At 51.3% G+C, this 25130-nt stretch carries 22 protein-coding genes; 16 read left to right on the forward strand and 6 right to left on the reverse strand.

The features are described 5' to 3' along the window. Positions 1 to 40: 40 nt before the first annotated feature. Together AC5JMP_RS00145 and ftsH are read left to right on the forward strand one after the other, a co-directional pair. Complete coding sequence (locus AC5JMP_RS00145; RefSeq protein ID WP_495849387.1) at positions 41 to 1495, forward strand: glycoside hydrolase family 13 protein; 1455 nt, start codon at positions 41 to 43, stop codon at positions 1493 to 1495. A 163-nt stretch (positions 1496 to 1658) separates the two neighbouring features. Then, positions 1659 to 3404 carry an ATP-dependent zinc metalloprotease FtsH gene (ftsH, locus tag AC5JMP_RS00150; RefSeq protein ID WP_495849388.1) on the forward strand — a complete coding sequence of 582 codons (1746 nt, stop codon included), beginning with the start codon at positions 1659 to 1661 and terminating at the stop codon, positions 3402 to 3404. A gap of 128 nt (positions 3405 to 3532) precedes the next feature. Here the strand turns inward: ftsH and AC5JMP_RS00155 are convergent, their stop codons facing one another. The 3 genes from AC5JMP_RS00155 to AC5JMP_RS00165 all read right to left on the reverse strand — a co-directional run bounded on the left by AC5JMP_RS00155 (position 3533) and on the right by AC5JMP_RS00165 (position 6518). Then, positions 3533 to 4297, reverse strand: a complete 765-nt coding sequence (locus AC5JMP_RS00155) for a peroxiredoxin-like family protein (RefSeq protein WP_495849389.1) — start codon at positions 4295 to 4297, stop codon at positions 3533 to 3535. Then, on the reverse strand, positions 4294 to 5640 hold the full coding sequence (gene accC, locus AC5JMP_RS00160) for an acetyl-CoA carboxylase biotin carboxylase subunit (RefSeq protein ID WP_495849390.1): 1347 nt from the start codon (positions 5638 to 5640) through the stop codon (positions 4294 to 4296). Before accC ends, AC5JMP_RS00155 begins: the two co-directional genes overlap by 4 nt. 161 nt (positions 5641 to 5801) lie before the next feature. Beyond that, entirely contained in the window at positions 5802 to 6518 is a 717-nt protein-coding gene (locus AC5JMP_RS00165) for a biliverdin-producing heme oxygenase (protein WP_495849391.1), read from the reverse strand. 241 nt (positions 6519 to 6759) lie between these two features. Between AC5JMP_RS00165 and AC5JMP_RS00170 the strand changes: the two genes are divergently transcribed. The 5 genes from AC5JMP_RS00170 (at position 6760) to AC5JMP_RS00190 (ending at position 11100) form a co-directional block, all read left to right on the forward strand. Continuing rightward, a complete protein-coding gene (locus AC5JMP_RS00170; RefSeq protein ID WP_495849392.1) occupies positions 6760 to 7560 on the forward strand; it encodes an MlaE family lipid ABC transporter permease subunit in 801 nt (266 codons plus the stop codon). 318 nt (positions 7561 to 7878) lie between these two features. Then, complete coding sequence (locus AC5JMP_RS00175) at positions 7879 to 8301, forward strand: DUF3119 family protein (RefSeq protein WP_495849393.1); 423 nt, start codon at positions 7879 to 7881, stop codon at positions 8299 to 8301. A 54-nt stretch (positions 8302 to 8355) separates the two neighbouring features. Beyond that, complete coding sequence (locus tag AC5JMP_RS00180) at positions 8356 to 9474, forward strand: DUF3086 domain-containing protein (protein WP_495849394.1); 1119 nt, start codon at positions 8356 to 8358, stop codon at positions 9472 to 9474. Between the two features lie 113 nt (positions 9475 to 9587). Further along, the gene (locus tag AC5JMP_RS00185; protein WP_495849439.1) at positions 9588 to 10190 is read left to right on the forward strand and encodes a DUF1517 domain-containing protein; all 603 of its coding nucleotides are present in this window, start codon (positions 9588 to 9590) and stop codon (positions 10188 to 10190) included. A 40-nt stretch (positions 10191 to 10230) separates the two neighbouring features. Continuing rightward, the gene (locus AC5JMP_RS00190; protein ID WP_495849395.1) at positions 10231 to 11100 is read left to right on the forward strand and encodes a hypothetical protein; all 870 of its coding nucleotides are present in this window, start codon (positions 10231 to 10233) and stop codon (positions 11098 to 11100) included. A 21-nt stretch (positions 11101 to 11121) separates the two neighbouring features. Here AC5JMP_RS00190 and AC5JMP_RS00195 read toward each other — a convergent pair whose 3' ends face one another. Beyond that, entirely contained in the window at positions 11122 to 11832 is a 711-nt protein-coding gene (locus AC5JMP_RS00195; RefSeq protein ID WP_495849396.1) for a ComF family protein, read from the reverse strand. 411 nt (positions 11833 to 12243) lie between these two features. Here AC5JMP_RS00195 and infC point away from each other — a divergent pair, with 411 nt between their 5' ends. The 4 genes from infC to AC5JMP_RS00215 all read left to right on the forward strand — a co-directional run bounded on the left by infC (position 12244) and on the right by AC5JMP_RS00215 (position 17259). Next, positions 12244 to 12768 carry a translation initiation factor IF-3 gene (gene infC, locus AC5JMP_RS00200; RefSeq protein WP_495849440.1) on the forward strand — a complete coding sequence of 175 codons (525 nt, stop codon included), beginning with the start codon at positions 12244 to 12246 and terminating at the stop codon, positions 12766 to 12768. A 424-nt stretch (positions 12769 to 13192) separates the two neighbouring features. Further along, the gene (locus AC5JMP_RS00205; protein WP_495849397.1) at positions 13193 to 16195 is read left to right on the forward strand and encodes an MFS transporter; all 3003 of its coding nucleotides are present in this window, start codon (positions 13193 to 13195) and stop codon (positions 16193 to 16195) included. Between the two features lie 42 nt (positions 16196 to 16237). Next, positions 16238 to 16732, forward strand: coding sequence for a Crp/Fnr family transcriptional regulator (locus AC5JMP_RS00210; RefSeq protein ID WP_495849398.1), 495 nt, complete (start codon positions 16238 to 16240; stop codon positions 16730 to 16732). Positions 16733 to 16764: 32 nt separating this feature from the next. Next, the gene (locus AC5JMP_RS00215; RefSeq protein WP_495849399.1) at positions 16765 to 17259 is read left to right on the forward strand and encodes a DUF427 domain-containing protein; all 495 of its coding nucleotides are present in this window, start codon (positions 16765 to 16767) and stop codon (positions 17257 to 17259) included. Between the two features lie 77 nt (positions 17260 to 17336). On the opposite strand, the gene AC5JMP_RS00220 is transcribed toward AC5JMP_RS00215, so the two are convergent. After that, entirely contained in the window at positions 17337 to 17882 is a 546-nt protein-coding gene (locus AC5JMP_RS00220) for a response regulator (protein ID WP_495849400.1), read from the reverse strand. A gap of 154 nt (positions 17883 to 18036) precedes the next feature. Here AC5JMP_RS00220 and lipA point away from each other — a divergent pair, with 154 nt between their 5' ends. From lipA to AC5JMP_RS00240, 4 genes are all read left to right on the forward strand, one after another. Further along, positions 18037 to 18972 (forward strand): lipoyl synthase, encoded by a 936-nt coding sequence (gene lipA / locus AC5JMP_RS00225; RefSeq protein ID WP_495849401.1) that lies wholly within the window; start codon positions 18037 to 18039, stop codon positions 18970 to 18972. Between the two features lie 187 nt (positions 18973 to 19159). Continuing rightward, positions 19160 to 19288: a photosystem I protein PsaX gene (gene psaX / locus AC5JMP_RS00230; protein WP_495849402.1), complete on the forward strand. Its 129-nt coding sequence runs from the start codon at positions 19160 to 19162 to the stop codon at positions 19286 to 19288. A gap of 232 nt (positions 19289 to 19520) precedes the next feature. Next, positions 19521 to 20102, forward strand: coding sequence for a Uma2 family endonuclease (locus tag AC5JMP_RS00235; protein ID WP_495849403.1), 582 nt, complete (start codon positions 19521 to 19523; stop codon positions 20100 to 20102). 33 nt (positions 20103 to 20135) lie between these two features. Beyond that, positions 20136 to 21752 carry a DUF2079 domain-containing protein gene (locus tag AC5JMP_RS00240; protein WP_495849404.1) on the forward strand — a complete coding sequence of 539 codons (1617 nt, stop codon included), beginning with the start codon at positions 20136 to 20138 and terminating at the stop codon, positions 21750 to 21752. Positions 21753 to 21814: 62 nt separating this feature from the next. Here AC5JMP_RS00240 and AC5JMP_RS00245 read toward each other — a convergent pair whose 3' ends face one another. After that, positions 21815 to 24115: an NACHT domain-containing protein gene (locus AC5JMP_RS00245; protein WP_495849405.1), complete on the reverse strand. Its 2301-nt coding sequence runs from the start codon at positions 24113 to 24115 to the stop codon at positions 21815 to 21817. Between the two features lie 458 nt (positions 24116 to 24573). Here AC5JMP_RS00245 and AC5JMP_RS00250 point away from each other — a divergent pair, with 458 nt between their 5' ends. Next, positions 24574 to 24924: a hypothetical protein gene (locus AC5JMP_RS00250; protein ID WP_495849406.1), complete on the forward strand. Its 351-nt coding sequence runs from the start codon at positions 24574 to 24576 to the stop codon at positions 24922 to 24924. Positions 24925 to 25130: the final 206 nt, after the last annotated feature.

The raw sequence follows: 25130 nt of genomic DNA on the forward strand, positions 1-25130 counted from the left end.
TTCAGCGTTACAATTCTCTGCGTAACCCTAAGCCAGAGCCATGCCGATTCACACGCCAGACTGGGTCAAACAGGCTGTTTTCTACCAAATTTTCCTCGATCGCTTTGCCAAAAGCCGATCGCCGTCAACAGGTATCCTCTTGGAAGGTTGGGACGCACCTCCAACGCTGCAAGGCTATAAGGGTGGAGACCTCTGGGGGGTGATTGAGCAGCTCGACTACATTCAGGACTTGGGATTTACTGCCGTCTATTTCACGCCGATTTTTCAGGCAACCTGCAACCACCGCTACCACACCCACGACTACTATCAGGTTGATCCGTTGCTGGGCGGCAACGAGTCGCTCTATCGACTGCTGGAAGCTGCCCATGGGCGAGGCATGAAGGTAGTTCTGGACGGCGTTTTTAATCACGTGGGGCGCGGCTTTTTCTTCTTTAACGACATTTTGGAGAATGGCTCTTACTCGCCTTGGCTAGACTGGTTCAAGATTGAGGCATGGCCTTTGTCGGCGTACGATGGCGATCGCCCTGCCAACTACAAAGGCTGGTTTGACAACCGCGCCCTGCCCGAACTTAACCACACCAATCCGGCGGTGCGTGAATACATCATGCGAGTGGCAGAACACTGGATACGAGTCGGGATCGATGGCTGGCGGCTAGACGTGCCTTTCTGCATTGACGAGCCGGGATTTTGGCAAGAGTTCCGCGATCGCGTCAAGGCAATTAATCCCAACGCCTATATTGTGGGTGAAATTTGGCGCGATGCCCGCAAATGGCTGGATGGTACACAGTTCGATGGGGTCATGAACTATCGGTTTGCCGGAGCAACGATCGCCTTTACGGGGGGCGATCGGGTCATTGCCGAACATGCTCAGGGTAGAAATTATGATCCGCATCCGGCGATCGATGCGGCAGCTTACGCCGACAAAATTCAGCTTTTGCTGCATGCTCACGCCTGGGATATCCAGTTGACTCAACTGAATTTGCTGGCAAGTCATGACACGGCAAGGCTGCTAACGATCGTCGGGGGCGATGTGGAAACGGTTAAGTTAGCCAACCTGCTGATGATGACCTTTCCGGGTGCGCCCAGCGTTTACTACGGCGACGAGGTGGGTCTAGAGGGGGCATTAGATCCCGATTCACGACGCAGCTTTCCGGCTAGAGAACAGTGGAATTCAGAGATCTTGTCCTGTCATCGTCAGTTAATTGCCTTACGCCACAGCCGTTTATCTTTAAGAGTTGGAGAATATCGCTTGCTGGGCGCAGAAGAACAAGTCTATGTTTTTGCGCGCATCTGGCAGGATGAAGTGCTGATCGTTGCGGTGAATGCAGGAGATACGCTAGGGAAAATAGATTTGGAGTCAGTAGGGACACGGCTAAACGCTCAGCCGAAACAGATTTTATACAGTACGGACGAGGATGAAGCGATCGAAGTCACCTGGACGATTGACAATCTGTTTCTGGGGATTCCGGCGCGCACCGGGATTGTATTAGAGTGATTAACTATGCGGTAAACCTCCTTAAACGGTGTAACAACCGTACATCGAAGCTGACAGTCTTCGGAAAACGCTAAAAAAAGTGGCGTAATCTCATCTATCCTCCTTAGGTAGGGTACAGGAGAATGAAGCAAGAAGTTCTCCCACCCTACCAGGAATTGTTTCCATGCAGACAGCCCGATCGCAGGTACTCTACAGCAAGTTTATTGAGCAGATTAAATCCGCACAGGTGCAACGGGTAGTGATTAAGCCCGATCGCATTGAGTACAGTCTCAAACCTGAATTTGGCGGTCAACATTACTCCACTCAGTCCTCTGGGAATACTGATGATTTACCTAGTCTGTTGCAGAGCCATAACGTAGAATTTACCCGTTCTGAGAATACGGCGACTGCTGCGGGCGTGATGGGTATGATGCTCTCGGTAGGAATGCTGGTGGGTACGTTTGCATGGCTGATGAAATTTAGCAATGCGGGCGCTGGCGTGGGCATGGGCGTGGGCAAAAGCAATCCTCGAACCTACAGCCAGGGCAAAACGGGCATGACCTTTGCCGATGTTGCGGGCGTAGATGAAGCCAAGCAGGAGCTGCAAGAAGTCGTTGATTTTCTCTCTCACGGCGAAAAGTATCGCAAGATTGGGGCAAAAATTCCTAAAGGGGTTTTGCTAGTCGGGCCTCCAGGAACGGGTAAGACGCTTTTGGCAAAAGCTGTAGCTGGCGAGGCTGGCGTTCCTTTCCTAAGTATGTCCGGCTCAGAATTTGTTGAACTCTACGTCGGCGTGGGTGCCTCTCGCGTCCGAGACTTGTTTAACCGGGCAAAGCGCCAAGCTCCCTGCATTATTTTTATTGATGAACTAGACGCGATCGGCAAAACTCGCGGCAATAATCTCAACGGCAATGATGAGCGGGAGCAAACCCTGAATCAATTGCTGACAGAAATGGACGGCTTTGACGGTAACGATGGCGTGATTGTCGTAGCGGCAACCAATCGCCCCGAAATCCTTGATCCTGCCCTGCGTCGTCCCGGTCGTTTCGATCGCCAGGTTCTAGTCGATCGCCCTGACAAAATTGGCAGAGCTGAGATTCTGCGGGTTCATGCCCGTCCCGTCATTCTCGGTGAAGATGTGGATTTAGACGCGATCGCCACCCAAACCTCCGGTTTTGCAGGCGCAGATTTGGCGAATCTTGTGAACGAAGCGGCGCTGATGGCGGTGCGTAACCAGCGTCAGGCGGTGCTGATGGCGGACTTCAAAGAAGCGATCGAACGGGTCGTTGCCGGATTGGAGAAGCGATCGCGGGTGTTGACACCGCTGGAGCGGCAAACCGTGGCGTATCACGAAGTCGGTCATGCCCTCGTGGGAGCGCTGATGCCAGGGAGCAACAAAACCTCAAAAATCTCCATCGTGCCGCGCGGATTGGGAGCCTTGGGCTATACCCTGCAAGTGCCAGAGGTCGATCGCTTCTTGCTGCTGGAAGACGAGTTACGAGGACAGCTTGCGACTTTGCTGGGCGGGCGATCGGCAGAGGAAATTGTCTTCGGCAAGGTTTCTACGGGTGCTAGTGACGACATTCAGAAAGCGACAGATTTAGCCGAGCGGGCAGTGACGCAGTACGGCATGAATACAACCCTGGGACCGATCGCTTTTGAAAAGAACTCAGCTCAATTCCTGGAGGGCGGCAGCGTCCGACGGACAGTGGGCGCAGAAGTGGCAGGGGAAATCGATCGCCAAGTTAAGCAAAGCCTCGATAGAGCGCACGAGATGGCGGTGGAGATTTTGCGGCTCAACCGTCACCTGCTAGAATCTGCAACCCAAAGCCTGCTGGAAACTGAGGTTTTGGAGGGCGATCAGCTGCGATCGATTTTGGCTCAGGTACAGGCACCGATCGGTTTAGAGGCTTGGCTAGCGAAAGGTTAGGATCATGGATTAAATAACCTGTACAACCGATCTGCTGTAGGGACTTAGCAATGCTAAGCCCCTACTTGGGAAGGGCGCAAAGTTCGCGCCCGCTTTCCTATGGGTCATTTATGGCTGTCGCCAGTTTGCTACACAGACGACAAAAACGACAGGGGATTGCTCTGATCTGCTGCAAAGCCGAGGATACCGCGATCGCGGTGTTCATAAAGCAGACTTCCCTGGGCATCAAACAGAAAGGTGGCTCCTCGCTGGGTCAGATAGGTCGAATCCGGCACATAGGTGTTCCAGTGGCTCAGCACTTCTGCCATATTGCGCAACCGCAAGGTTGCCAGCTCAAACGGTCGCTGGAAGCCTTTGCCGCCTGCCCACTGAAAAAACGAGCCTTTCAGCGGCGGCAGAGGTGCCGCTTTTACAATTTCTTCGTCAGCAATTAGCTGAGGAGCTTGGCGATCGCCCCGATAGCCCCGAAACACTTCGGCAAGGGTGCCAGGGCTGCCGATTCCAGCGCACATCAGCATCAGGTTAAGCCAAGCATTCTGACCCGCTGATAGAGCAGGCAGCTTGAAGGATAGCCCTGGGTAGAGGCTGAGCGCTTTATGTAACTCTGCCGTCGGGTCTACAAACAGCCACTCGGCGGGAAATCCTGTGTAAGCGCAGAATTTCTGACCCGAAGCGCGATCGCCAATCCCGACCGCCCGAATCACAACACCTGCCGATTGCAGTTGCTGCATCTCCCGCTGGAGCCACCAGGCATACTCAAGGCTGTCAAAATCTCCCAACTGCGACCAGATCAGCACGAGCTGGCGCGCTGCGCCAGCCTCCAGGATGGGCATCACGGCTCCATCGCTGACTCGCTGGCGATCGGTTTGGCTCAAAAGCAGGTAGGGATTCATTGCGACATCATCTGCTCGACAAAATTAGTGTAGACTTCGCCCTGAATAAAGTCTGGATTTTCCAAAATCTTTTGGTGAAAGGCGATCGTCGTCGGCAAACCCGTAATAGCAAACTCCCGGAGCGCCCGCCGCATTCGCTGAATTGCCGCCGTGCGATCGACTCCCCAGACAATCAGCTTGCCGATCAGCGAGTCGTAGTAGGGCGGAATTTCGTAGTCGGTGTAGACGTGGGAATCCATTCGCACCCCTGGGCCACCCGGCGGCAGGTAGCCATTAATCCGTCCGGGATGCGGTCGAAAATTAAATTCTGGATCTTCGGCGTTAATGCGACATTCGATCGCGTGTCCCCTGATCTCCACCTGATCTTGAGTCAGGCTCAGCTTCTCGCCCTGGGCAATGCGGATTTGCTCGGCAATTAGATCTAGCCCCGTGATCATCTCAGTCACAGGATGCTCGACTTGGATACGGGTGTTCATCTCCATGAAGTAAAAGCTGCCGGAGCGATCGAGCAAAAACTCGACAGTGCCTGCTCCCACGTAATTAATTGACTGAGCCGCTCGGACTGCCGCCTCCCCCATCTTCTGCCGCAGCTCTGCATCTAGCGCCGGACTAGGGGCTTCCTCCAATAGCTTTTGGTGCCGCCGCTGAATCGAACAATCTCGTTCGCCCAAATGAATGACGTTGCCGTAGCTATCCGCCAAAATTTGAAACTCGATGTGGCGGGGACGCTCTACAAACTTTTCCAGGTAGACTCCCCCATTGCCAAATGCCGCTTCTGCCTCGCCTTGAGCGGCAAGAAAAGATTTAATCAGGTCTTCTTCCTGACGCACCATTCTCATGCCCCGTCCGCCGCCGCCCGCCGTGGCTTTGATGATGACGGGATAGCCAATTTTTTGGGCGATCGCCAGCACCTCTTTCTCGTCGGTGATCAGCCCATCGCTACCCGGAACGGTGGGTACGCCAATCCGCATCATTGTCTCTTTGGCGGTCGATTTGTCGCCCATAGCGCGCATCGATTCCGGCGAAGGCCCGATAAAGGCAATCTGATGATCGGCGCAGATTTCGGCGAAGCGGGCATTTTCCGCCAAAAAGCCGTATCCCGGATGGATTGCCGCCGCGTTGCGGGTCAGTGCCGCCGCAATGATGTTGGGAATGTTGAGATAGCTCTTGCTGCTGGGGGGTTCTCCGATGCAGACTGCCTCATCCGCAAGCTGGACGTGAAGGGCTTGGCTGTCTACTGTCGAATATACGGCAACCGTGGCAATGCCCATCTCTTCACAGGTGCGAAGAATTCGCAACGCAATCTCTCCACGGTTGGCAATCAAAATCTTGTCGAAGCGCATTTCAGGGAGTAGGGGTGAGATGAGGAGATTGGGAATGAGAAATAAACCAGTGTTCTGAATTTTACGCTGAATTGATCAACTCACAACGCTCAGCTTACTCCCCAACCCCAATCTCCCAAGCTCAAAACCAGCTCAGCCGCTGCTGATCTGTCACTTAGATGCTACTCAGCCGTTGCCAACTCGGTGCTGCCTCGCGTCCGTCGTCGGGTCAGGGTATTGAAGAGCATCTGACCGATCGCCTTCACCAAGTTACCTTCTAGCTCGTTAAACAGCTTCATGTTCATGCCAAAGGCGGCGTTGGCTTCATCGACAATGCGATCGGCGGTGACATCATCGATCGGCATTTCATTCAAAGACTGACGGTAGGCGGCTTTGAATGCCTTCTCATCAGGAATTTCCTTGAATTCATAAAAGGCAGTGCCTTCGCCCTCAGACAAGTTCATGCCGCGTTGAGCAATGCCCTTGAGGATTTGTCCGCCAGACAGATCCCCTAAGTAGCGGGTGTAGGAGTGCGCAGCCAGCAGCTCAGGCTGGGTTGCCGCAACTTCATGAATCCGAGCTATGTAGGCTTTTGCGGCTTCTGAGGGAGCAACCTGCTCACGCCAGTTGTTGCCGTAGTAATACTGCAAATCTTGCTCCAGGCTAGCCTTGCGGTTCAGCTCAGGAAAGTAAATTTTGGAGACAAGGGGATGACTGTGCAGCTTTTCCATTTCTTCTTCCATTGCCGAATAGACGAAGTAGAGATTGGATACCAGCTTGCGATAAGAGTTTTTTTCGACAACCCCTTTCAAAAAACATTTTACAAATCCGACATTTTCAGCCATCGAGTGAGCTTTCTTGGTGCCCTCACGCAGCTTGATTGCTAAATTACTGGTCATGTTAAGGTTCCTAATTAAAGTCCCAATACTTTTTGCCTCAGCCTGACTTCTTCACTTGAAAGAATTTGCTTTCCTGAGAAAAATTCGCGCTTGCAAACAGCAAAGTATGCATCCATAAAGATGCACCTAAATTGTTACAGTAGACTGATTTAATGAGAGTTTGTGTTAAAAATTCTTACGTGGGGCGATCGCGCTTCTGCTCAAAAGTTAGGACGATCTCCAGCCCAGAATTCTCATTGCCATGACTGAAACCGTCCATAGCTCAAGCTTAAGAAGATGGAGCCAGAGACTTCTGGCTGCCGTGTTACTGGGAGGACAGGTGATCGTTCACTTAATCAGAGGTAACATTCACCGTCGCAATACCGTAGATCAAATGGTGTTAGTTGGGCCAGAGTCGCTGCTGATTGCCCTGGTCACCGCCATTTCCGTAGGCATGGTGTTCACCATTCAGGTGGCGCGCGAATTTATTAACTTGGGGGCAGGCACAACGGTCGGCGGCGTGTTGGCATTGGCTCTAGTGCGAGAACTCTCGCCCGTGCTGACGGCTGTAATCCTGGCGGGTCGGGTCGGGTCGGCGTTTTCTGCCGAAATTGGCACCATGCAGGTGACAGAGCAAATTGACGCGCTTTATATGTTAAAAACTGACCCGATCGATTATTTAGTCATCCCTCGCCTGTTGGCCTGCTGCCTGATGCTGCCTTTCCTCACGATTCTTTCGTTTGTGGCCGGAATGGGTGCAGGTATGGTGATTGCTGATTTGCTCTACGGAATTTCCTATACTGTTTTTCTGAATTCAGTCCGCAACTTCTTATCGGGCTGGGATCTAATCAGCGCTGTGATTAAAAGCGTTGTGTTCGGTAGTCTGATTGCCATTATTGGCTCAAGCTGGGGCTTGACAACCACAGGCGGTGCGAAGGGCGTGGGGCAATCTACGACGACTGCGGTAGTCACGGCTCTGCTAGCTATTTTTATCAGCGATTTCTTCCTCTCTTGGCTGATGTTTCAGGGTACGGGTAGTGCGATAACGCAAGGCGTGGGCTAACTAAACTTCAGCCATTCCTTCACACCAGCCATCCCCAGTAGATCGCATAGCTATCGCCAGTTTGCTTAGGACATTTTGGGTGGGGCGCTTCGCGCCCCACCCAAAATGTCCCCATCCTAACCGCTTTGGCGGTTGCTATAAAATCTTCCCATTTTTCCTAAAAGCTGGATTGCAAAGCCGCTCCGCACCTTTGCAATCCAGCTTTTAGGGTTTTGTGGCGCACAGAGCGCGCCACAAAACCCTAATTTGCAATCTCCTAATCCCTTAAAATAAAGGTGTTCTAAATCTCAAACCAGCTTTTACGGGAGAATCGATCGCATGGCTACTACTCCCAACTTACCGCCTACGAACGTGCCTTCCACAGAGGTGCCGTCTGCTACAGAAACCGTACAGCTTGCCCCCAGCTATGCTCTGCCGATCGCTCTGCTGATTCTAGCGGTGCCGCTCTTTTTGTGGCAGGTCTGGGTGGGAGGGGCGATCGCCCTATTTGGCATATTTTTGCTGATTCAGGCTATCACCCTGCGGCTGCTGTTTACCGAGGCGGCTTTGGAGGTGTATCGAGGAGAAAAGCTGATTCGCAATTTCCCCTATCAGGAGTGGCAAAACTGGCGTATTTTTGGGTCAGGCGTTCCTATTCTGTTTTATTTCAAGGAAATCAACAGCATTCATTTCTTGCCTATTTTGTTTGATCCTAAAATGCTGCGTACCTGCCTAGAACAGCGCTGTCCTTTTATTGCGTAAACCTGTTCCATAGACCTGCTCAGTTTTCCTAAATTTCATCCCTTCGGACTTTTCATGACTTCAGACCCCTCTTTGATTCCTGAGCCTTTCAACAAGTCTGCCGATCGCCCCTATAGCTCCAGCGGTGAAATCATTGATTTAGAGCGCCGCGTTGCCGAGCTACAGCAGCAGGAGAAGGCGCTGCGTCAGGAAATTGCAGCTTTGCAAGCCTCCCATAGCAATTTGTTGCAGAAGCAGGTTGCCGAAACGCAAACGGCGATCGGACGGGTGGTTAAAGAAGGGTTGAGCGAATTAGAGCAACGGCGACAAACGCTGCAAGTCGCTGTGGATCAGCTTGAGCGGCGGCAAGAGCGGATTCGTAATGAGATGAAAACCACTTTTGCGGGCGCATCGCAGGATTTGGCGATTCGAGTTCAGGGCTTTAAAGACTACTTGGTGGGTAGCTTGCAGGATTTGGTGACGGCGGCTGAGCAGTTGCAGATGGCTCCGCCAGAACCCCAGCGCCCAGAATCTCAGCGATCGTCTAATGCCTCCTCGCCCCCTGCTCCTGGGCGATCGGCTGAGTCTCGATTGGCTGAATCTAATCGAGCCGAATCTAATCGAGATTCAGCCAATCGAGCCGAAGCGGCTCCCAAGTTTGCGGAGTCAGGCTTTCAGGAGCAGGGGTCGAGGATTCGTAAGCTGCTGGATCAATATCGCCTGTCGCCTGATTACTATGGCGCACCCTGGCATCTACGGCGGACATTTGAGCCGATTCATGCGGAGCGGGTTTCTAACTGGTTTTTTACTCAGGGCGGACGCGGGGCGCTGAAGTCGATGGGTTCGCGGCTGCAAAATATTTTAATTGCTTCTGCGACAATTTCGATCTTAAAAGAGCTGTATGGCGATCGTCTTCGCGTTTTGGTCTTAGGCAACTCTCCTGAGCGGTTGGGAGAATGGCGGCGGGGCTTGCAGGATTGTTTGGGGGTGTCTCGTCCTGACTTTGGGGCGGATCAAGGAATTATGCTATTTGAAGCTCCTGAACCTTTGGTGCAGAGAGCCGATCGCCTAGTTAAGCAAAGACAGATGCCGCTGGTCATTGTAGATGAGTCCGAGATTGTGGTGGATATTGCTCTGCTGCAATTTCCTCTCTGGTTAGCGTTTGCAGCAGATCCCGCGAATCCTGCTATTTAGCTTTGCTGCCGCTGGTTTCATACCAACGCACCCATCAAAATCATCCGATCGATTCGCAAAACCGATTTCAGAAACGATAAGCTGGGACTAGCTTACGGTAAGGAAGGTAGATGATGAATTCCTGGCGCGATCGTTTTAGTTCCATGAGCGGCAAGACTCGCATCGTGGTTTGTCATTTGCTCATTCACTTGACTGGAGACGAAGTCGCTCCATTGCTGGGCGTTCTCAACCGAGCTGCACGGCAGGCTATTGAGGCAGAAGGAGATTTAAACGCTTTGGGAGAAGGTCTTGTAGAAATCTGCCAAAGCTTGATGCAATATGACACCTATTGGCAATCTGCCGCCAATGAAGGGGACGTATTTTTTGATGAGGGTGAAGCGGGAGACTACGTCACTGAGCTATTTACAGACTCTGCTCAACGCTACGGCAGCAGCCTAGAGGCAGATGAGCTAGATGAGCCGGATGCAGCGTTCTCCTTACCCATGACTCAACATGTAGTGGTGATGATCACGATCGCCTGTGAAGGGGATGCACCTGCCCTGGAAACCGACTTGGCTAGCGTTAGCGCCCTCACAGCCGGACTCAAAGCCATCATGAACCTGCACTATCAGGGTAGACTGCGGGCGGTGCAAGTTCACTTCTCTCCGGCTCAAGTCGGCGACGAACTCACCTCAGATGAGTTGCTAATGCATTACCCAGAGTTGGTGCCTCTATAAGCCTTTAGATTTCAATTCTTAATTCACTATTGTTTTAACTATGTTTCGCAAATTTCTAATTTTTTCCATGATGCTGACGTTGGTATTGACCACAGTTGCCTGTGGCGGCCCATCGTCAGGTGATTCAATAGGGGGGTCAACAACGCGATCGCCTCAGGTAGACCCATCTGGAAAAGTAGACTCTAACCAGGTTGCCAAGGTTCAAATTGCCGATGGCACCTATCCTGTGCAGCAAGCCTCCTACGACGACATCAACGGCGGATACACGCTAATGTTGCTCAACGCAGCGCCCGGTCAGTCCACGCTGCAACTAGAAAGTTTGCAGATGGCACGTCTGACAGATGAAGAGATCAAGGCGGGTCAAAAGAGCTACCTCAAAGTAGACAAGGGACAGCCTGTTATGCACCTGACTGAAGATTTCCGGATTGAATACATTCATAACGTGACTGAAACTCAGGTTAATCCGCAGAGTGGTCAACAGGAAGTTGTCGTAGTTCGCCAAGAGCCGAGCTTTTGGACACCTTTTGCAGGTGCTTTGGCAGGTCAGGCGATCGGCAGTCTCTTGTTCACGCCCCACTATTATTTTCCGCCAGTCTATCAGCCTGGAGTCGCGCTCACGGGCTATGGTGGCTATGGTCGAACCTATGGTCAGGCGGCGAGCAACTATCAGAGTCGATATAGTGCGCCCCCTGTAGCCGTTCGCAATCAGCAGCTGAGAACTACTGGACAGTTGCGATCGCCCTCTCGCACCTCAGCTTCTCCCAGCGTCAAGCGTCCTCAAGTCAGCCGACCCACTGGCTCAGGCTATGGCTCAACGGACTTGCGCCGATCGAATTCTCCTCGCCCTCAAACGAGGTCAAATCGCGGTTTTGGCAGCTCTCGATCGCGTAGTTCGGGCAGACGACGTTAATTTTCTAGAGGTTTCAGAAAGCTAGACATTCTGCACAGCTTTAGCAACCGCCAAGATGCCGCCCACTGAAATACCGCTCTGCCGCAAAACCTGAACTGCCGATCGCGCCGTTGTTCCAGTGGTGTAGATGTCATCTACCAGCAGCACTGTTCTGGAAGTTTCTGTTCTGGAAAGCTCACGCTTGCTGAAGCGTTGATCAACGCAGAACGCATCCGCTAGGTTTTGCTGTCGCGCTTCTGGAGTTAAACCAAACTGAGCCTCGGTTGCCCGATCGCGCCTTAACCCATGCGCCATGGGCAGTCTGGAACGATCGCAGAAAGCTCTTGTAATTAGCTCTGCCTGATTATAGCCCCGCTGTTTCTGTTTGCTAGCATGGAGCGGAATGGGAACGACAACGAGCGGCTGTAAGGAACGGGCGATCGCGGGGGAGTCCAGCCAAGCCTCAGCCAGATAGCGACCCAACAACCGCGCTACCTGAGGCTGATTATGGTACTTTAGAGCCGCTAGCGATCGCTTGAGTGTTCCACCATACTCACCCCATGCCAACACAGGCAGCGGCGGCTGCCAAAATTTGCTAGGCTGGGGCAGGCGGCATCGATAGAGCTGTCGTTCGCAGTCTTGACAAAGGCAGTCTTGGCTTGATGCTGTAGAAGCAGGACGCTGGCAAAGCGGACATTCAGCCTTCAAAAACAGGTCTACTAGACTATTCCAACCGTTCAATTTGTATCCCATAGCTCTCTCGCCCTATTGATCGAAGTTCCTAAATGCTGACATTGCCGAAATCCTCTCTATGAGCGATTGTTGAGCCATGAAGTAGCGATTGTCTGGCTACAAATCTTAAAAATCATTAGATTTACTCTAGACACATCTAGGGTGAGGGCAATTAAGATATCACCATGTAACGAAATAGTTCCACTTTTACAAGTGGGACTTACCATAGAAGTAGAGATTTCGATCAAAGTCCTGACTTAGCTTTATTGTTCTCAGACCGTTTTTCACAAACTGCTTTTTGAGCCTATTGCCTGACTGAGGCTTCTGGGGGCGATCGCCTCTTTTAAGATCCAGTTCTCGTCAAGCAATAGCCCTACTTCACCATCCATCTCAACCCTCACTCTCGATAAAGGAACCTTGAACAACAACACCCTGATCAAACCCAATCGCGACTTACCAGCTATCAATGAGCGGATACGCTTTCCCAAAATTCGGGTAATTGATACAGACGGCAGCCAATTAGGAATTCTGACTCCTCGGGAAGCCCAAAGGATGGCAGAAGAGAAAGAACTAGACTTAGTGCTGGTCAGCGATAAGGCAGACCCCCCTGTTTGTCGGATCATGGACTATGGCAAGTTCAAGTTTGAGCAAGAGAAGAAGGCACGGGAAGCCCGCAAAAAGCAGCATACTTCTGACGTGAAAGAAGTCAAAATGCGCTACAAGATTGAAGCCCACGACTACCAGGTGCGAGTTGACCAAGCTGAACGCTTTCTCAAAGCTGGAGATAAAGTGAAGGCCACGATCATGTTCCGGGGTCGGGAGATTCAGCATAGCGATTTGGCTGAAGAGCTGCTGACCCGCATGGCGACTGATTTGCAAGAGTTTGCTGAGTTGCAGCAAGCTCCCAAGCGTGAAGGACGCAACATGATGATGATGCTTTCACCCAAAAAAGTGTAGCGATCGTTCAGCACTTCAGATGTAGCTATCGCCAGTTTGCTTAGGAAAGTTAGGGTGGGGCGCGAAGCGCCCCACCCTAACTTTTCCCGTTCCAACCGTCTTGGCGGTTGCCATAACTTGTAGAGCCTAGAGCGTTTCTCAAAGCGGCCTAGGCTTTTTACATCCAGTTACATCCAGAAATCGAGTATGAAGCTTTGCTGAGACTTAATGCCTCAGCGAGCAAATTTGGGCAGTCTAAACTTAGTTCTGGTAAGTTCTAAGGCTTGAGCGATATGGCTTGACTAGCTGTGCAGCAGCCAAAATAGTGCCAGAACTCTCAGACCATGCTTATATGGTAGCGATTGACGAGGCGGCGATCGCTCTATCGTCAGGCAAAATCCATGTCAGACAAAATCCATCAGGGCAATCAGAACAGTAGTGCTGCATGAGACAAACGAGCGAAGTACCCATTACAGCAACTGTCATTCGAGACCGGAATACCCGTCAGGTGAATGGAGGAAGCTGGCTCCGCTGGCTGAATCTTCGCCCTGAAGAGAGCGAGCGGACGTTTTTGATGTTCGCGTTCTACACGCTGAGTTCGGTGGGTATTCTCTGGCTAGAAGTCAGTATTGCTGCCCTATTTTTGGGAGAATATGGGGCAGAGTCCTTGCCCTGGATTTATATTGCTAGTGCGGCGATCGGCACTGGATTAGGGTTCATCTATTCCTGGATGCAGCGGATTTTGCCGCTCCATCGCGTGCTAGTGCTAACCGCAGGGCTAATTGCCGCACCGCTGTTGCTGGTTCGTCTGGGACTCAATCCGGCGTTGCTAGGCGGATACACCGTTTTTCTGATGCGGCTTTGGCTAGAAGCCATCTATGTCATTAATGAACTCAACACCTCAATTACTGCCAATCAGCTATTCACGATTCGGGAGATCCGTCGCACCTATCCTTTAATTAGCAGCGGTATTTTGGCAGCCGATGTCGTTAGCGGCTTGTCGCTGCCCTTTCTACGCGCTTGGATAGGGCTACCCAACGTGATTCTGTTAGCCTGCCTGATGCTATTTGCAGGGGCAGCAATCTTGTATTACCTGACGCAGAAATATCGTCAGTTTTTTCCCGATTCCTCACGGCGGCGATCTCAGGACAAAGCCTCTGATTTTGCTACCCGACGGCTGAGAGGACCTCTACGACAATATTTTGGGCTGGTGTTTGCTTTTTTCGTCATGCTGCAAGTTCTGGCGCTCTTGCTAGATTTTCAGTATCTTAGCCAGCTTCAGCAGCGCCCAGATACCAGCGTGGAAAAGATTGCAGACTTTCTAGCTCTCTTCAGCGCCATTCTGGGTTCGTTTGAGCTGGCAATGCAGTGGTTTCTTTCAGGGCGCATCATTGCCTGGAAAGGCGTGTTTGTAATCATGGCTTCACCTGTGCTGATTGCTGGGCTGAGTCTGTTGACCCTCAGCGGTGCAATTGGTCTATTTGTTGGGGTGCTTGTCCTGAAGTTTGTAGATGAGCTACTGCGCTACACGCTGGTTGCCAGCATTAGTCCCGTTTTGTTTCAGCCGATTCCTGCCTCCTTGCGAAGCCGTGCTCAGTCGGTCGTTCGAGGGATTGCGGAGCCGCTTTCAGCCGGACTGACTGGCGCGGGTATGCTGGTGACGATCGAGCTGTTGCAGCGGTTTCTTGGCAATGCGCAAGCCAGTCAGCATATTCAAAGTCTGGCGTTTCTGGTCTACACAATCGCCTTTGCCTCCCTCTGGCTGCTCACCGTCCTGCTGTTACAGCGCAAGTATATTGATGTGCTGGTTTTAAGCGCCGAGCGCGGGCAGCTCAGCACTGTATCAGATGTAGATTTGCCAGGGCTGCGGCGTAGCGTCGCGGAAGTGCTCAATCGTCCTGGAGCCTCTGAAGAAGAGAAAACATCCTATATTGAACTACTGACCCAAACCGATCCCAAGAATGCCGCAGAGATCCTGGCTCCGCTGTTGCCCAAGCTCTCACCCGCTCGACAGCACCAAAGCCTGGAAGTAATGCTGAAGTTTCCCAATCCTGCCTATCTGGAGCAGGTGCGATCGCTCATTCAGCAATCTCTGCCCCCGGAGGTTTTGGCGCTGGCACTCCGCTACATTTGGCTGACCGATGCCAACCCTGACACGAGCCAACTTCGCCCCTACCTAAAGCCGACTGTTAGCCCTACGGTACGGGGCACCGTTGCTTCACTGATGCTGCGTCAGGGCGATCCTCAGCAAAAAGCAGAAGCCACGGATACTCTACGCCGTATGCTGACTCACAAGCAGGAGCAGGAGCGAATGATGGGCTGTCGCGCCTTGGGCGAGGCGGACTATATGCAGTCTCTGCGGCTTTACATTGAGCCGCTACTGCAAGACGAATCGCTCCGGGTGAGGTGTGCCATGCTGGAGGCGATCGCCGCTACTCATTCTGAAGAATACTATCCAGCCTTGCTGCGAGGGCTGCATTACAAATCGACGCGCGAGTCTGCTAAACACGCTCTGGTACGGCTAGAGAGCGAAGTGGTGCCGCTGTTGCTCGATCTAGCTGAAAATATCCACAAACCTGAGGTAGTGCGTAGCCATGCCTGGATGACGATCGGACAAATTGGTACACCCCAGGCTCTAGAAATTTTAGTGACGCGGCTGACGACCTCCTGGGGCTGGAACCGCTTTATTCTCTTGCGCACCTTGCTGCGGCTACCGCAAGATATTGGCGTTGAGGCCGTGCTAGATAGTCTGGGTCGTAGCGGCATTGAAACGATGATTAATCAAGAGCTACAGTTTCTTGCCCATATTTATGCGAGTTTACTGGATCTCGATCCAGACCTGGTCGTAGGTGAAGAGTCAGAGCTGCTACGGCGCGCCCTGCGGGATTCGGAGGCAGATGGAGTCGAGAGACTGTTTCTTTTGATGCGCTTCCTCTATGACTCTAATACGATCCAGGCAGCAGCCTTTAATTTGCTGTCTGAGTCGCGGGAGAGCATTGCCAGAGGTCTGGAAATTTTGGACAATACGCTAGATATTCCTAATAAGCAGGCATTACTAGGCATTCTCGATCGCCAGGTTGACTCTGAAAAACTGCAAAACTTGGCTGACTTTTTGCCCTACAAATCCATGTCGCCGAGCAAACGTCTGCGCTATTTAGTAGAACTGCGCCATTTCTTGTCCGATTGGGCGCTAGCCTGCTGCTTTCACTTGGCACGGCGATCGCGTTGGAGCCTTGCACCTGAGCAGATTTTAGTCTGCCTCCGCGACCCGACTGGATTTGTCCGAGAAGCGGTGTTGGCGTACCTGAAGGTGGTCTCCCCGGCAACGCTGCAAAATCTGCTGCCTCTGCTCAAAGATGATCCCGACCCGCTGGTGGCTGCCCAAGTCAAAGAAATGATGGCAGAATTTGGGCGAGGTCAGCCTTTACAGCGATCGGTTTCTGCGTAAAAATTAAGTTCTCTTCAGCCTTAATCCTGTCTGTAACCCTGTATGCCTAGCAGTATCGATCGCCTGCTCTTCGTCCGCAAAGTTCCGATTTTTCAGGAATTACGCTACGACTTTTTGATGAGACTTGCCTCCATCATGGAGGATCTGTCATTTCCAGCCAAACACACCATTTTTACTCAGGGTGAGGTGGGGCGATCGCTCTATATTCTCGTGTCAGGCACAGTGCGGGTACATATCGGCGATCGCGATTTAGCGGTGCTTAAGGCGGGCACCTGCTTTGGGGAGATGGCAGTTTTTGATACCGAACCCCGATCGGCTTCGGTGACGACGCTAGAATCCTGTGACTGCCTGATGTTGACCCAGCAGCAGCTTTATGAGGCGATCGAGGAAACTCCCGGCATTGCGGTGAATATTATTCGATTGCTGTCTCGCCGCACGCGAGAGCTAAACCAAAAAATCAATGTTTTGCAGTCGCCTGAGCCGTCTCCCTCATTGCCAGCCGCATCAGCCGCGTTACTGCGGGATGGGCGAAGATAGAGAAGACTTAAGCAAGTTAGAGTGACAGCATTATGAGCAGCGATCGCATCATCCCTCAGCCCGGTCAAGAGTCTGTGTGGGACTATCCCCGTCCGCCCCGGCTGGAAAATTCCACAAAGCATATTCAGATTTTGTTTAACGGAGTCGTGTTAGCAGACACCGATCGCGCTAAACGGGTGCTGGAAACCAGTCATCCACCCACCTACTACATTCCGCCAGAAGATATTCGGCAAGAGTATCTTGTGCAGACGGCTCGCACCAGCTTTTGTGAATGGAAGGGACAGGCAAGCTACTACACGGTGCAGGTGGGCGATCGCACAGCCGAGAACGCCGCCTGGTTTTACACTAGCCCCACGCCAGAGTTTGCAGACCTCAAGGACTACGTGGCGTTTTACCCCAGCCGCATGGAGGCTTGCTACATTGACGGCGAGCAAGTGACCTCTCAACCGGGCGACTTTTACGGCGGCTGGATCACCAGCGACATCGTCGGTCCCTTTAAGGGCATTGCCGGAAGCTGGGGCTGGTAGGACAATTTTGGATTTTGGATTTGCGATTTTAGATTGCAGAATCCTGGGACGTTGAGCTTACTTTTTTGAAAAGAACTCTATTTCAGCTTTTGCCGAATGAAAGTCAGAAGCTGCGTCATTTGCTTCTTCAGCAGATCGATTTCTCCCTGCATCGTTTCGACCTTTTGCTTGAGAGCCGCCATTTCTGCCCCCGATTCGGCACTGACGGCAGGAGCTTGTGCTGCCGAAACAGGTCGCTGGCGAGGTAGCCGAGCTTTTGTCATTGCCGCCTTGATCGCCTCGATCAGCTCTTTTTGCTCAAAAGGCTTCTCGATAAATTCAAAATACTCGAAAGGTTCAGAAATTTTTTCAGTAACTTCCTCTCGCCGCCCAGACATCAGCACCAGCGGAATGGATTGCAGCTCAGGACTCGTCTGAATTTGCTGAAAAACTTCCCAACCGCTCATGCGAGGCAGCAAAAAATCTAGCATGATCAGGTTAGGGCGCTCTTGTCGAATGCAGTCAAGTCCTTCAACGCCATCTTTGGCTTCTAGAACCTGGAAATTACCCTTGGGCAGCATGTCTCTTACCATGTTGCGGATAACTCTGCTGTCGTCAATAACCAGGATTTTGTGACTTGCCACGACGAACTCCTGTGGAGGTGATAGATGAAAACTGAGAGCGGCTGAAATCGCCTAACCGATGATAGCTAATTTGAATGCTATCTTGATTCGCATATCTTTAACTATTCCCTGAACTGCCCACCATCCTACCGCGCTCTAAAAAAATCTTGAATCTATGGTTGAACTGAATCCAGCCCACGGTCTGCGGGAATCAAGTATTAGAGAATCGCCCTTAGCAACCTTACCTCCGTGGCTGCGTCGTCCACTTGGCAAAGCTAGCGAGATCTCGACCGTGCAGCAAATTATCAAGCAGCGGCAGATTCACACCATTTGTGAAGAAGGGCGCTGTCCCAATCGCGGCGAGTGCTATGCCCAGAAGACCGCCACGTTTTTGCTAATGGGGGCTGTCTGTACTCGGAGCTGCGCCTTTTGCCAGGTCGATAAAGGTCATGCGCCAATGCCGCTAGACCCAGAAGAACCCCAAAAGGTCGCAGAGGCAGTGAGTCTTTTGGGACTGCGCTATGTGGTACTGACTTCAGTAGCGCGAGATGATTTGCCTGATCAGGGTTCAGGCTGGTTTGTGGTGGTCATGACTGCAATTCGACAGGCTAACCCTCAGACGCAAATTGAAGTGCTAACCCCCGATTTTTGGGGTGGTTTGAGCAGTGAAGGCTTGAGTGGTGAAGAGAGGCAGAGACAGCGAATTGCCACCGTGGTGGCAGCGGCTCCAGCTTGCTATAACCACAATATAGAAACCGTGCGGCGGCTGCAAAATCCGGTGCGACGAGGGGCAAAATATGACCGATCGCTCCGGGTTCTCCAGACGGTCAAAGACCTTGACCCAACGATTCCCACCAAATCAGGGCTGATGCTGGGGCATGGTGAAACGGAGGCAGAAGTCCTAGAGGCTCTCGGAGATTTGAGAGGGGTGGGGTGCGATCGCCTCACGCTAGGACAATATATGCGCCCCTCACTCGATCATCTGCCCGTCCAGAAATATTGGACTCCTGAAGAATTCGATCGGCTAGGACAAATTGCCCGTGAGATGGGGTTTAGTCATGTGCGATCGGCTCCACTGGTGCGCAGTTCCTACCATGCGGGGCAGGAATAAAGCAGAAATTTCTCTCCTAAGAGGGGTGTTGAATGAAGCGGTGATGGATAATGCTATGGATCGTAGTTCAGTAGAATTGATGCCCTTGCTAAGTTTTGCTGCTTCAAAAGATTTTTGGGTTCCCGATTGCTCGATAATACTCTTGAAGCTTTCAGCTATTTATCTTTAATCAGAGGAGAAATTGTTTATGACCTCCAAGTCGATGACCTCCAAGCCACCCAGCAAGCCACCCTATACCTTCCGTACCGGATGGGCACTGGTTCTTCTAGCGATCAACTTTGTGGTTGCAGCCTTCTATTTTGGCATCCTCAAATAGGGCATCTACGCAGGGCTGGTTAACTCAATAAACTATCCCTCATTTCAACCCCTCTCCCGAAGCGAGAGAGGGGCTTGAAGCTGGTACATGAGCATGGCGAGTCGCTAGGATTGTGTACAAAATAAAACCCAACAGTTTTTTGGAAGTGTCGCGCGGGGCGCGACACTTCCAAAAAACTGTTGTAGGTTAATCAATCTGAGATCCTTAGACAAGTCATTAGAGCTGACTGAACATGGTTTCCCAACTTGAGAAAAAGTACACAGACGAAGAATATTTTGAACAGGAGATTGCGTCTGAAACTCGCAATGAGTACCGTGATGGAGAAGTTGTTCCGATGACGGGAGGAACACCTAACCACAATGATATTGCTGGCAACCTCTACGTTTTTTTAAAGCTTGCTCTCAAGGGAAAAAATTACCGGACTTTTTACGCTGATCAGCGGCTTTGCATTCCCGATCGCAACATCCATACTTACCCTGATGTCATGGTTGCGGAAAAGCCGCTTCAGCTTCAGCCAGGGCTCAAGGATACTGTGATCAATCCCTGCTTAATAGCTGAAGTATTATCTAAATCGACGCAAAATTATGACCGCGGCGAAAAGTTTGTGGCTTACCGGACGATCGCCAGCCTTAAAGAATATCTGCTGATTGATCAGTACAGCGTTCACGTTGAGCATTACGTTAAAACGGCGGCTCATCAATGGCTCTTCTCTGAATACGATGATCCGACCACTATGCTATCTTTTAGTACCTTTGAGTTTGAACTTCAGATTTCAGACCTCTACGAAAATGTTGAATTTGAAGCCATATCGTAGGAAAAGAGGCGATCGTAGAACTGACGTAGCATCATGATGGGGCAGAAACAACTGCAATCTAGCCCACAGCTCAGGCTTGTGATGGCGGTGGCGATCGCATTTTGGGTGATCTGCGTGGTGCTGGTTTTACAGCGCTATTTCAACTTTTACCCCACCTACGTGTCGTTTGATCAGGGTATCTTTAACCAGGTTTTTTGGAATAATTTGCACGGACGCTGGTTTGAGAGTTCGCTCTCGTCTACCGAATCGAGTAGCGTCATGCAGGGCGAGTTGCCCAACGTTGCCTATCGCAGACTGGGACAGCATTTCACGCCTGCGCTGCTGCTGTGGCTGCCCTGGTATGCGCTGTTTCCTTCGGCGGCTGGGCTGTCGGTGCTGCAAGTGACGCTGGTGACGGCAGCAGGGCTTGTGCTATATGCCTTGGCGCGTCACTATCACCCGCCCGACCTGTCGGCGCTGATGGCAGTCAGCTTCTATGGAGCGATCGCCGTCATTAGCCCCACGCTTGCCAACTTCCACGATATTTGCCAGATGCCGCTTTATCTCTTTGGGCTACTGCTGGCGCTGGAGAAACGCAGAGGGTGGCTGGTGGGTGTTCTAGCCATTCTGACTTTGCTGGTGCGAGAAGATAGCGGCGTGGTGCTGTTTGGCATTGGTTTCTTCCTAGCGGTCAGTCGGCGCGCCCCTCGGATTGGCATTGGCTTATGTGTGTTGAGCTTGGGCTATATGCTGGCAGTGACGAATTTGGTCATGCCGCTGTTTTCTCAGGATGTCTCAAAGCGCTTCATGATTGAGCAGTTTGGGCAGTTTGTAAACAGCGATCAGGCAAGTACGCTAGATGTGATTCGTGGGATTCTCAGCAATCCCGGACGGCTGTTAGTAGAGGTGGTGATGCCTTTCGATCGCACCTTCCGCTATCTCTTGGGGCAATGGGTGCCGCTGATGTTTATTCCGGTGATTTCGCCGAGCGCTTGGCTGCTGGCGGGTTTCCCCATGCTCAAAGTCTTGATTCAGCGCGAAGATATTACGGCGCTGTCGCTGCACTTGCGCTACGCCATGACGCTGGTGCCGGGACTATTTTATGGGGCAATTCTCTGGTGGCAGGCACATCCGCAGTTTTGGCGATCGCGCTTTCGGCGGCTCTGGATCGGCTGCATCATTCTGTCGCTGTTTTTCACGATCACCTCAAACCCCAATCGCGTCCTCTCTTTTGCGATTCCAGACTCGTTTCAGCCCTGGGTGTATGTGTCGCCCCCGCGCCAGTGGCAGCATAGTCAGGCAATTCGATCGCTCCTTGCCCAGATTCCAGCCGATGCCAGCGTCACGGCAACCGATCATATCGTGGCGCATGTTTCTAGTCGGCGGGAGGTGCTGCGCTTCCCCATGCAGCGGTTGCAGAACGATCGCCAAAAAACGCAGCGGGTCGAGTACGCGATCGCCGATCTCTGGTATCTCCAGCAATATCAGCCCGCCTTTGCAGACTATCGCAAAAGTCTGAAGGAAGCTGCTGAGGCGATCGATCAGCTCCAAACGCGGCGCTATGGCGTGGTGGATTTCCAGGATGGAGTCGTGCTACTGCAATGGAAGGCGGCAGATGACCCAACCGCTTTGGCGGGTTGGACGGCTTACCGTCGAGGAGTAACGGAATAACCATTTTCCTAATTCTTGACTCCTGACTCCTGACTCCCGACTCCCGACTCCTGACTCCTAATTCACTCCCACTCGCGCTCTTCCAGCTCCTTTCGAGGCAGCAACAGCGCCGACTCAATCTCTTGTCGCACAGCAGCTGTGACTTCGCAATTGCTGTTGAGGCAATCGATCAAGAGCTGATTGGCATCATAGTAGCGCTGGAGAGCCAGCTGCTGCTGAGGGCTAAACTCCCAGTGGTGCTTGAGATCTTGATGTCCGGCGATCGCCTCCCGCAACTGCGCTGTCCAAACAAGATGATTGTTTTGCCACCAGTTTTGAAAGCTTTCTGCATCCTGAGTGGCATTAGGGAACTGGTCTTTGAGCTGTTGGAGAGATTGGTGTAGCCCCGAATCTAAAACAATTACCAAGGCATTTCTGAGGGCATCGGCACAGGCATGGGCATGGGCAAAATCGCTGCTGAGATTGAGCGCACAGGATACCACCAAGTCATCAAGCGCAGCATCCAGCAAAATCCCTTGATCGAGGGTGACAGCCAAGGCAAAGTGAGGCGCAAGGTGGGGAGTCCGGGCTAAAGCCAGATAAAAGGCTCGTTTGGCAGCAGGCGGCACAGGAGCAGCCCTAGATTTTTGGCTTGCCCAGGTGAGAAACTCCTGAAGGTAGGGATCTTGAGTCACCAAGGCATCAATGTGTTGCTTCATGAGCTGCACTAGAGAATCTGCGCTTCGCAACATAGCGACCGTCAGCAAAAAAACTTCCCGCCAGCGCGGTTCGGTAATGTGGCTAACCAAACGTTCTAGAGACTGCTCTAGGGTCTGTAGATTGTGGCTGGCGACTATTTTTCGAGCCGTGAAATATTCTTGAAACGCCAGGTAGGAGAAAGAGAAAATTCCCCGAAACCGCTCTGTGAGCAGCCCATGCTGCACCTCGATCGCCTTTAGCACGCCTTCGCTGTCGAGCTGTAATTCTTCGGGATCGGTAGGAGCATTGGGCAAATCTTGGATAAAACCGCCGATATATTGCTCGACGGTACGTTTCTCAAAGAAATATGCGCCTTGTTCAAAGGTTGCAGCCGCCACCTGACTCATTAGCTTTAGCTTCTGAGGCAATAGAAGTCCTTGATAAATTTCGTCTCGCTCAATGCCTCTGGTTTCGTCCCACTTTGTCAAGAGAATATCTAGACATTGCTTATAGAATTCAGCCCGCTTCGTGGGAAATTTATTCTGGCGATGGAATACCCAGCAGGCAAGGTGGAGAAAGAGAGGCGTGACGGTGAGCCGACGAAACTGAGCGTTTTCCGGCAAATTGAGCTTTTGAATAAACTCAGTCGATTGCAGCAGTCCATTCTTCGCAGAGGTGTTTGCGAAGGCAACAAACCACTTTTGGGCAAAAGATGTGATCTGCTCTTGAGTAAAGGGAGCAATTTCAACGTCGGTAAAGCGATTGAGCCTAAATTTTTCGTTTGCGGTTCTGCAAGTCGCCACAAAAATGTTTCTATGATATTTTTCCGAGAATTTGCGAATTTCTTTGAGAATGGTGCTGTTGTTCTGATTAGAAACTTCATCCATTCCATCGAGCAGCAGCAAGATTTTGCCATGATGAAGCAGCGTTTCAGCTACAGAGAAATTGTCAACGCCAGAAACAAGAAATTCTTGGCAGATATAGTTGAGCAAGCTGAATGTTTGCAGTTCTTCAAACTCTGCCTCAAAGTCTCGCAAGGTGATGAAGACTGGCACTCGATCGCTTTCCCATTCGCCTTGATTGCATTGGAGGGCGAGATACTGCAAAAAAGTGGTCTTCCCAGAACCGGGTTTGCCCAATACCCTGACTCTAGAATAGGTTTCGACTGCGGTTACGCCCAAGATTTGTTCTTGCGTGGACTCTCCCAAACCGTATCGGTCAAATTCCTCTGATCCAATATCCTGTAAGTTTTCAATATTTACCCAGTTTTGGCTGGCGATCTCCTCCAGGATATTAACGTCAATGTAGAGATTATCCAGAGCAATGGGGCGATTGACATCTAGAAGCTGTAGGGTACCGCACTGATCTTGAATCTTCTCCTGACGCTGCGATCGCACCTGCTGCACTAGAGTATTAACCTCTTGGTTGACGGTTCGATCCAGGCGATCCAGAAAGTCTACAGGTGAATTTTCAGCAATTTCCCGCCAATCTACATCTAGAACAGAGCAAAGCTCAATAAAAGTATGGCGTTCGATTGGGCGACCTGTAAAAAATCGCCAGATCGGCTGACGGGTCTTAAGGTTGACCTCCTCTGACAGAGCTTCCTGCGTCCAGCCTTTGCGGTCAAACGCTTTTTTAACTTGCTGAATCCCTGCGGGCGAAGCTTGGAGCGATCGTTTTGCCACTGGGGAAAGCCCTCATAAGCATTTATAAAAATAAAGTTTTAAATTTTATTAATTATCTAGATTTTATACCTCTTTCCTAGTAAAGAACATAGCTACACAGATGGATATACAAAGCTGAGTGACTGCTCATTTACTTTGCCCCAAAAACTCTTCCAAAAGCCTCCAGAATCGGGCGATCGCAGGAGATTGACATCGCAAGTATGAAGGAGCGATCGGAGGTCACTATCCACTCAAACAAAGATCAAATCGGGTAATTTGAAGCATTATCGTCAGTCAAAATTGTTCAAGATATTAAGTTTTATAAACAACTCAAACAAAAATGCACTGACTTATACATTTCGACATTTACCAAGACCTGATTTCAACCCTCTATCTGTGACACTGGCTATGACACTGAAAGCTAGCGTTACCTGATTAGCGATCGCGCTCAAAGTTAAAGTCCATTCAGGATACGAAAAATGTCTGAACAATCGCTCTACTTTTCATCATCATCGCTGCTTCGAGAAATTGATAGCTTCTTTGAGAATTACCCCGACCATGCCTACAAGAATTTTTTTGGTGTTTTAGAGCTACGCCAAAAATTAGCGTCCTATGTGCTGGACAGAATTTTTGACGCTTCAGGACTACACAATCGTAGAGGAGGGCGATCGATCGCTCCTAACTTCTCGCGTCGTTGTCTAGAACAGCAGCTCCAGATGGAAATCTGGATTGAAGCAGGAATAATGCGTGTACTTCAAGAGAATTTAGGCTGCATGGCTCAAACCTTTCCCCATCATTTTCCGCCTGCGCATCAGCATCACTCAATCTAACAACCCATTAGATGACGTCAGAAAAAGAGTCGCACATCGCGTTAATTCATGATTGAAAACTGTGGGTTATTCAGGCTGTGTTAAAATCATCAACTCACGCTCAGCAGTAGTTAGAAACCAATACTTGAAGCCCATAGTTTGTCTTTGGCGGCACCAGAAACAAACTATGGGTTTCTCAAATGGGCGTTAGTCGCTATCGAGCTGCT

The sequence above is a fragment of the Drouetiella sp. genome (genome assembly GCF_059504425.1).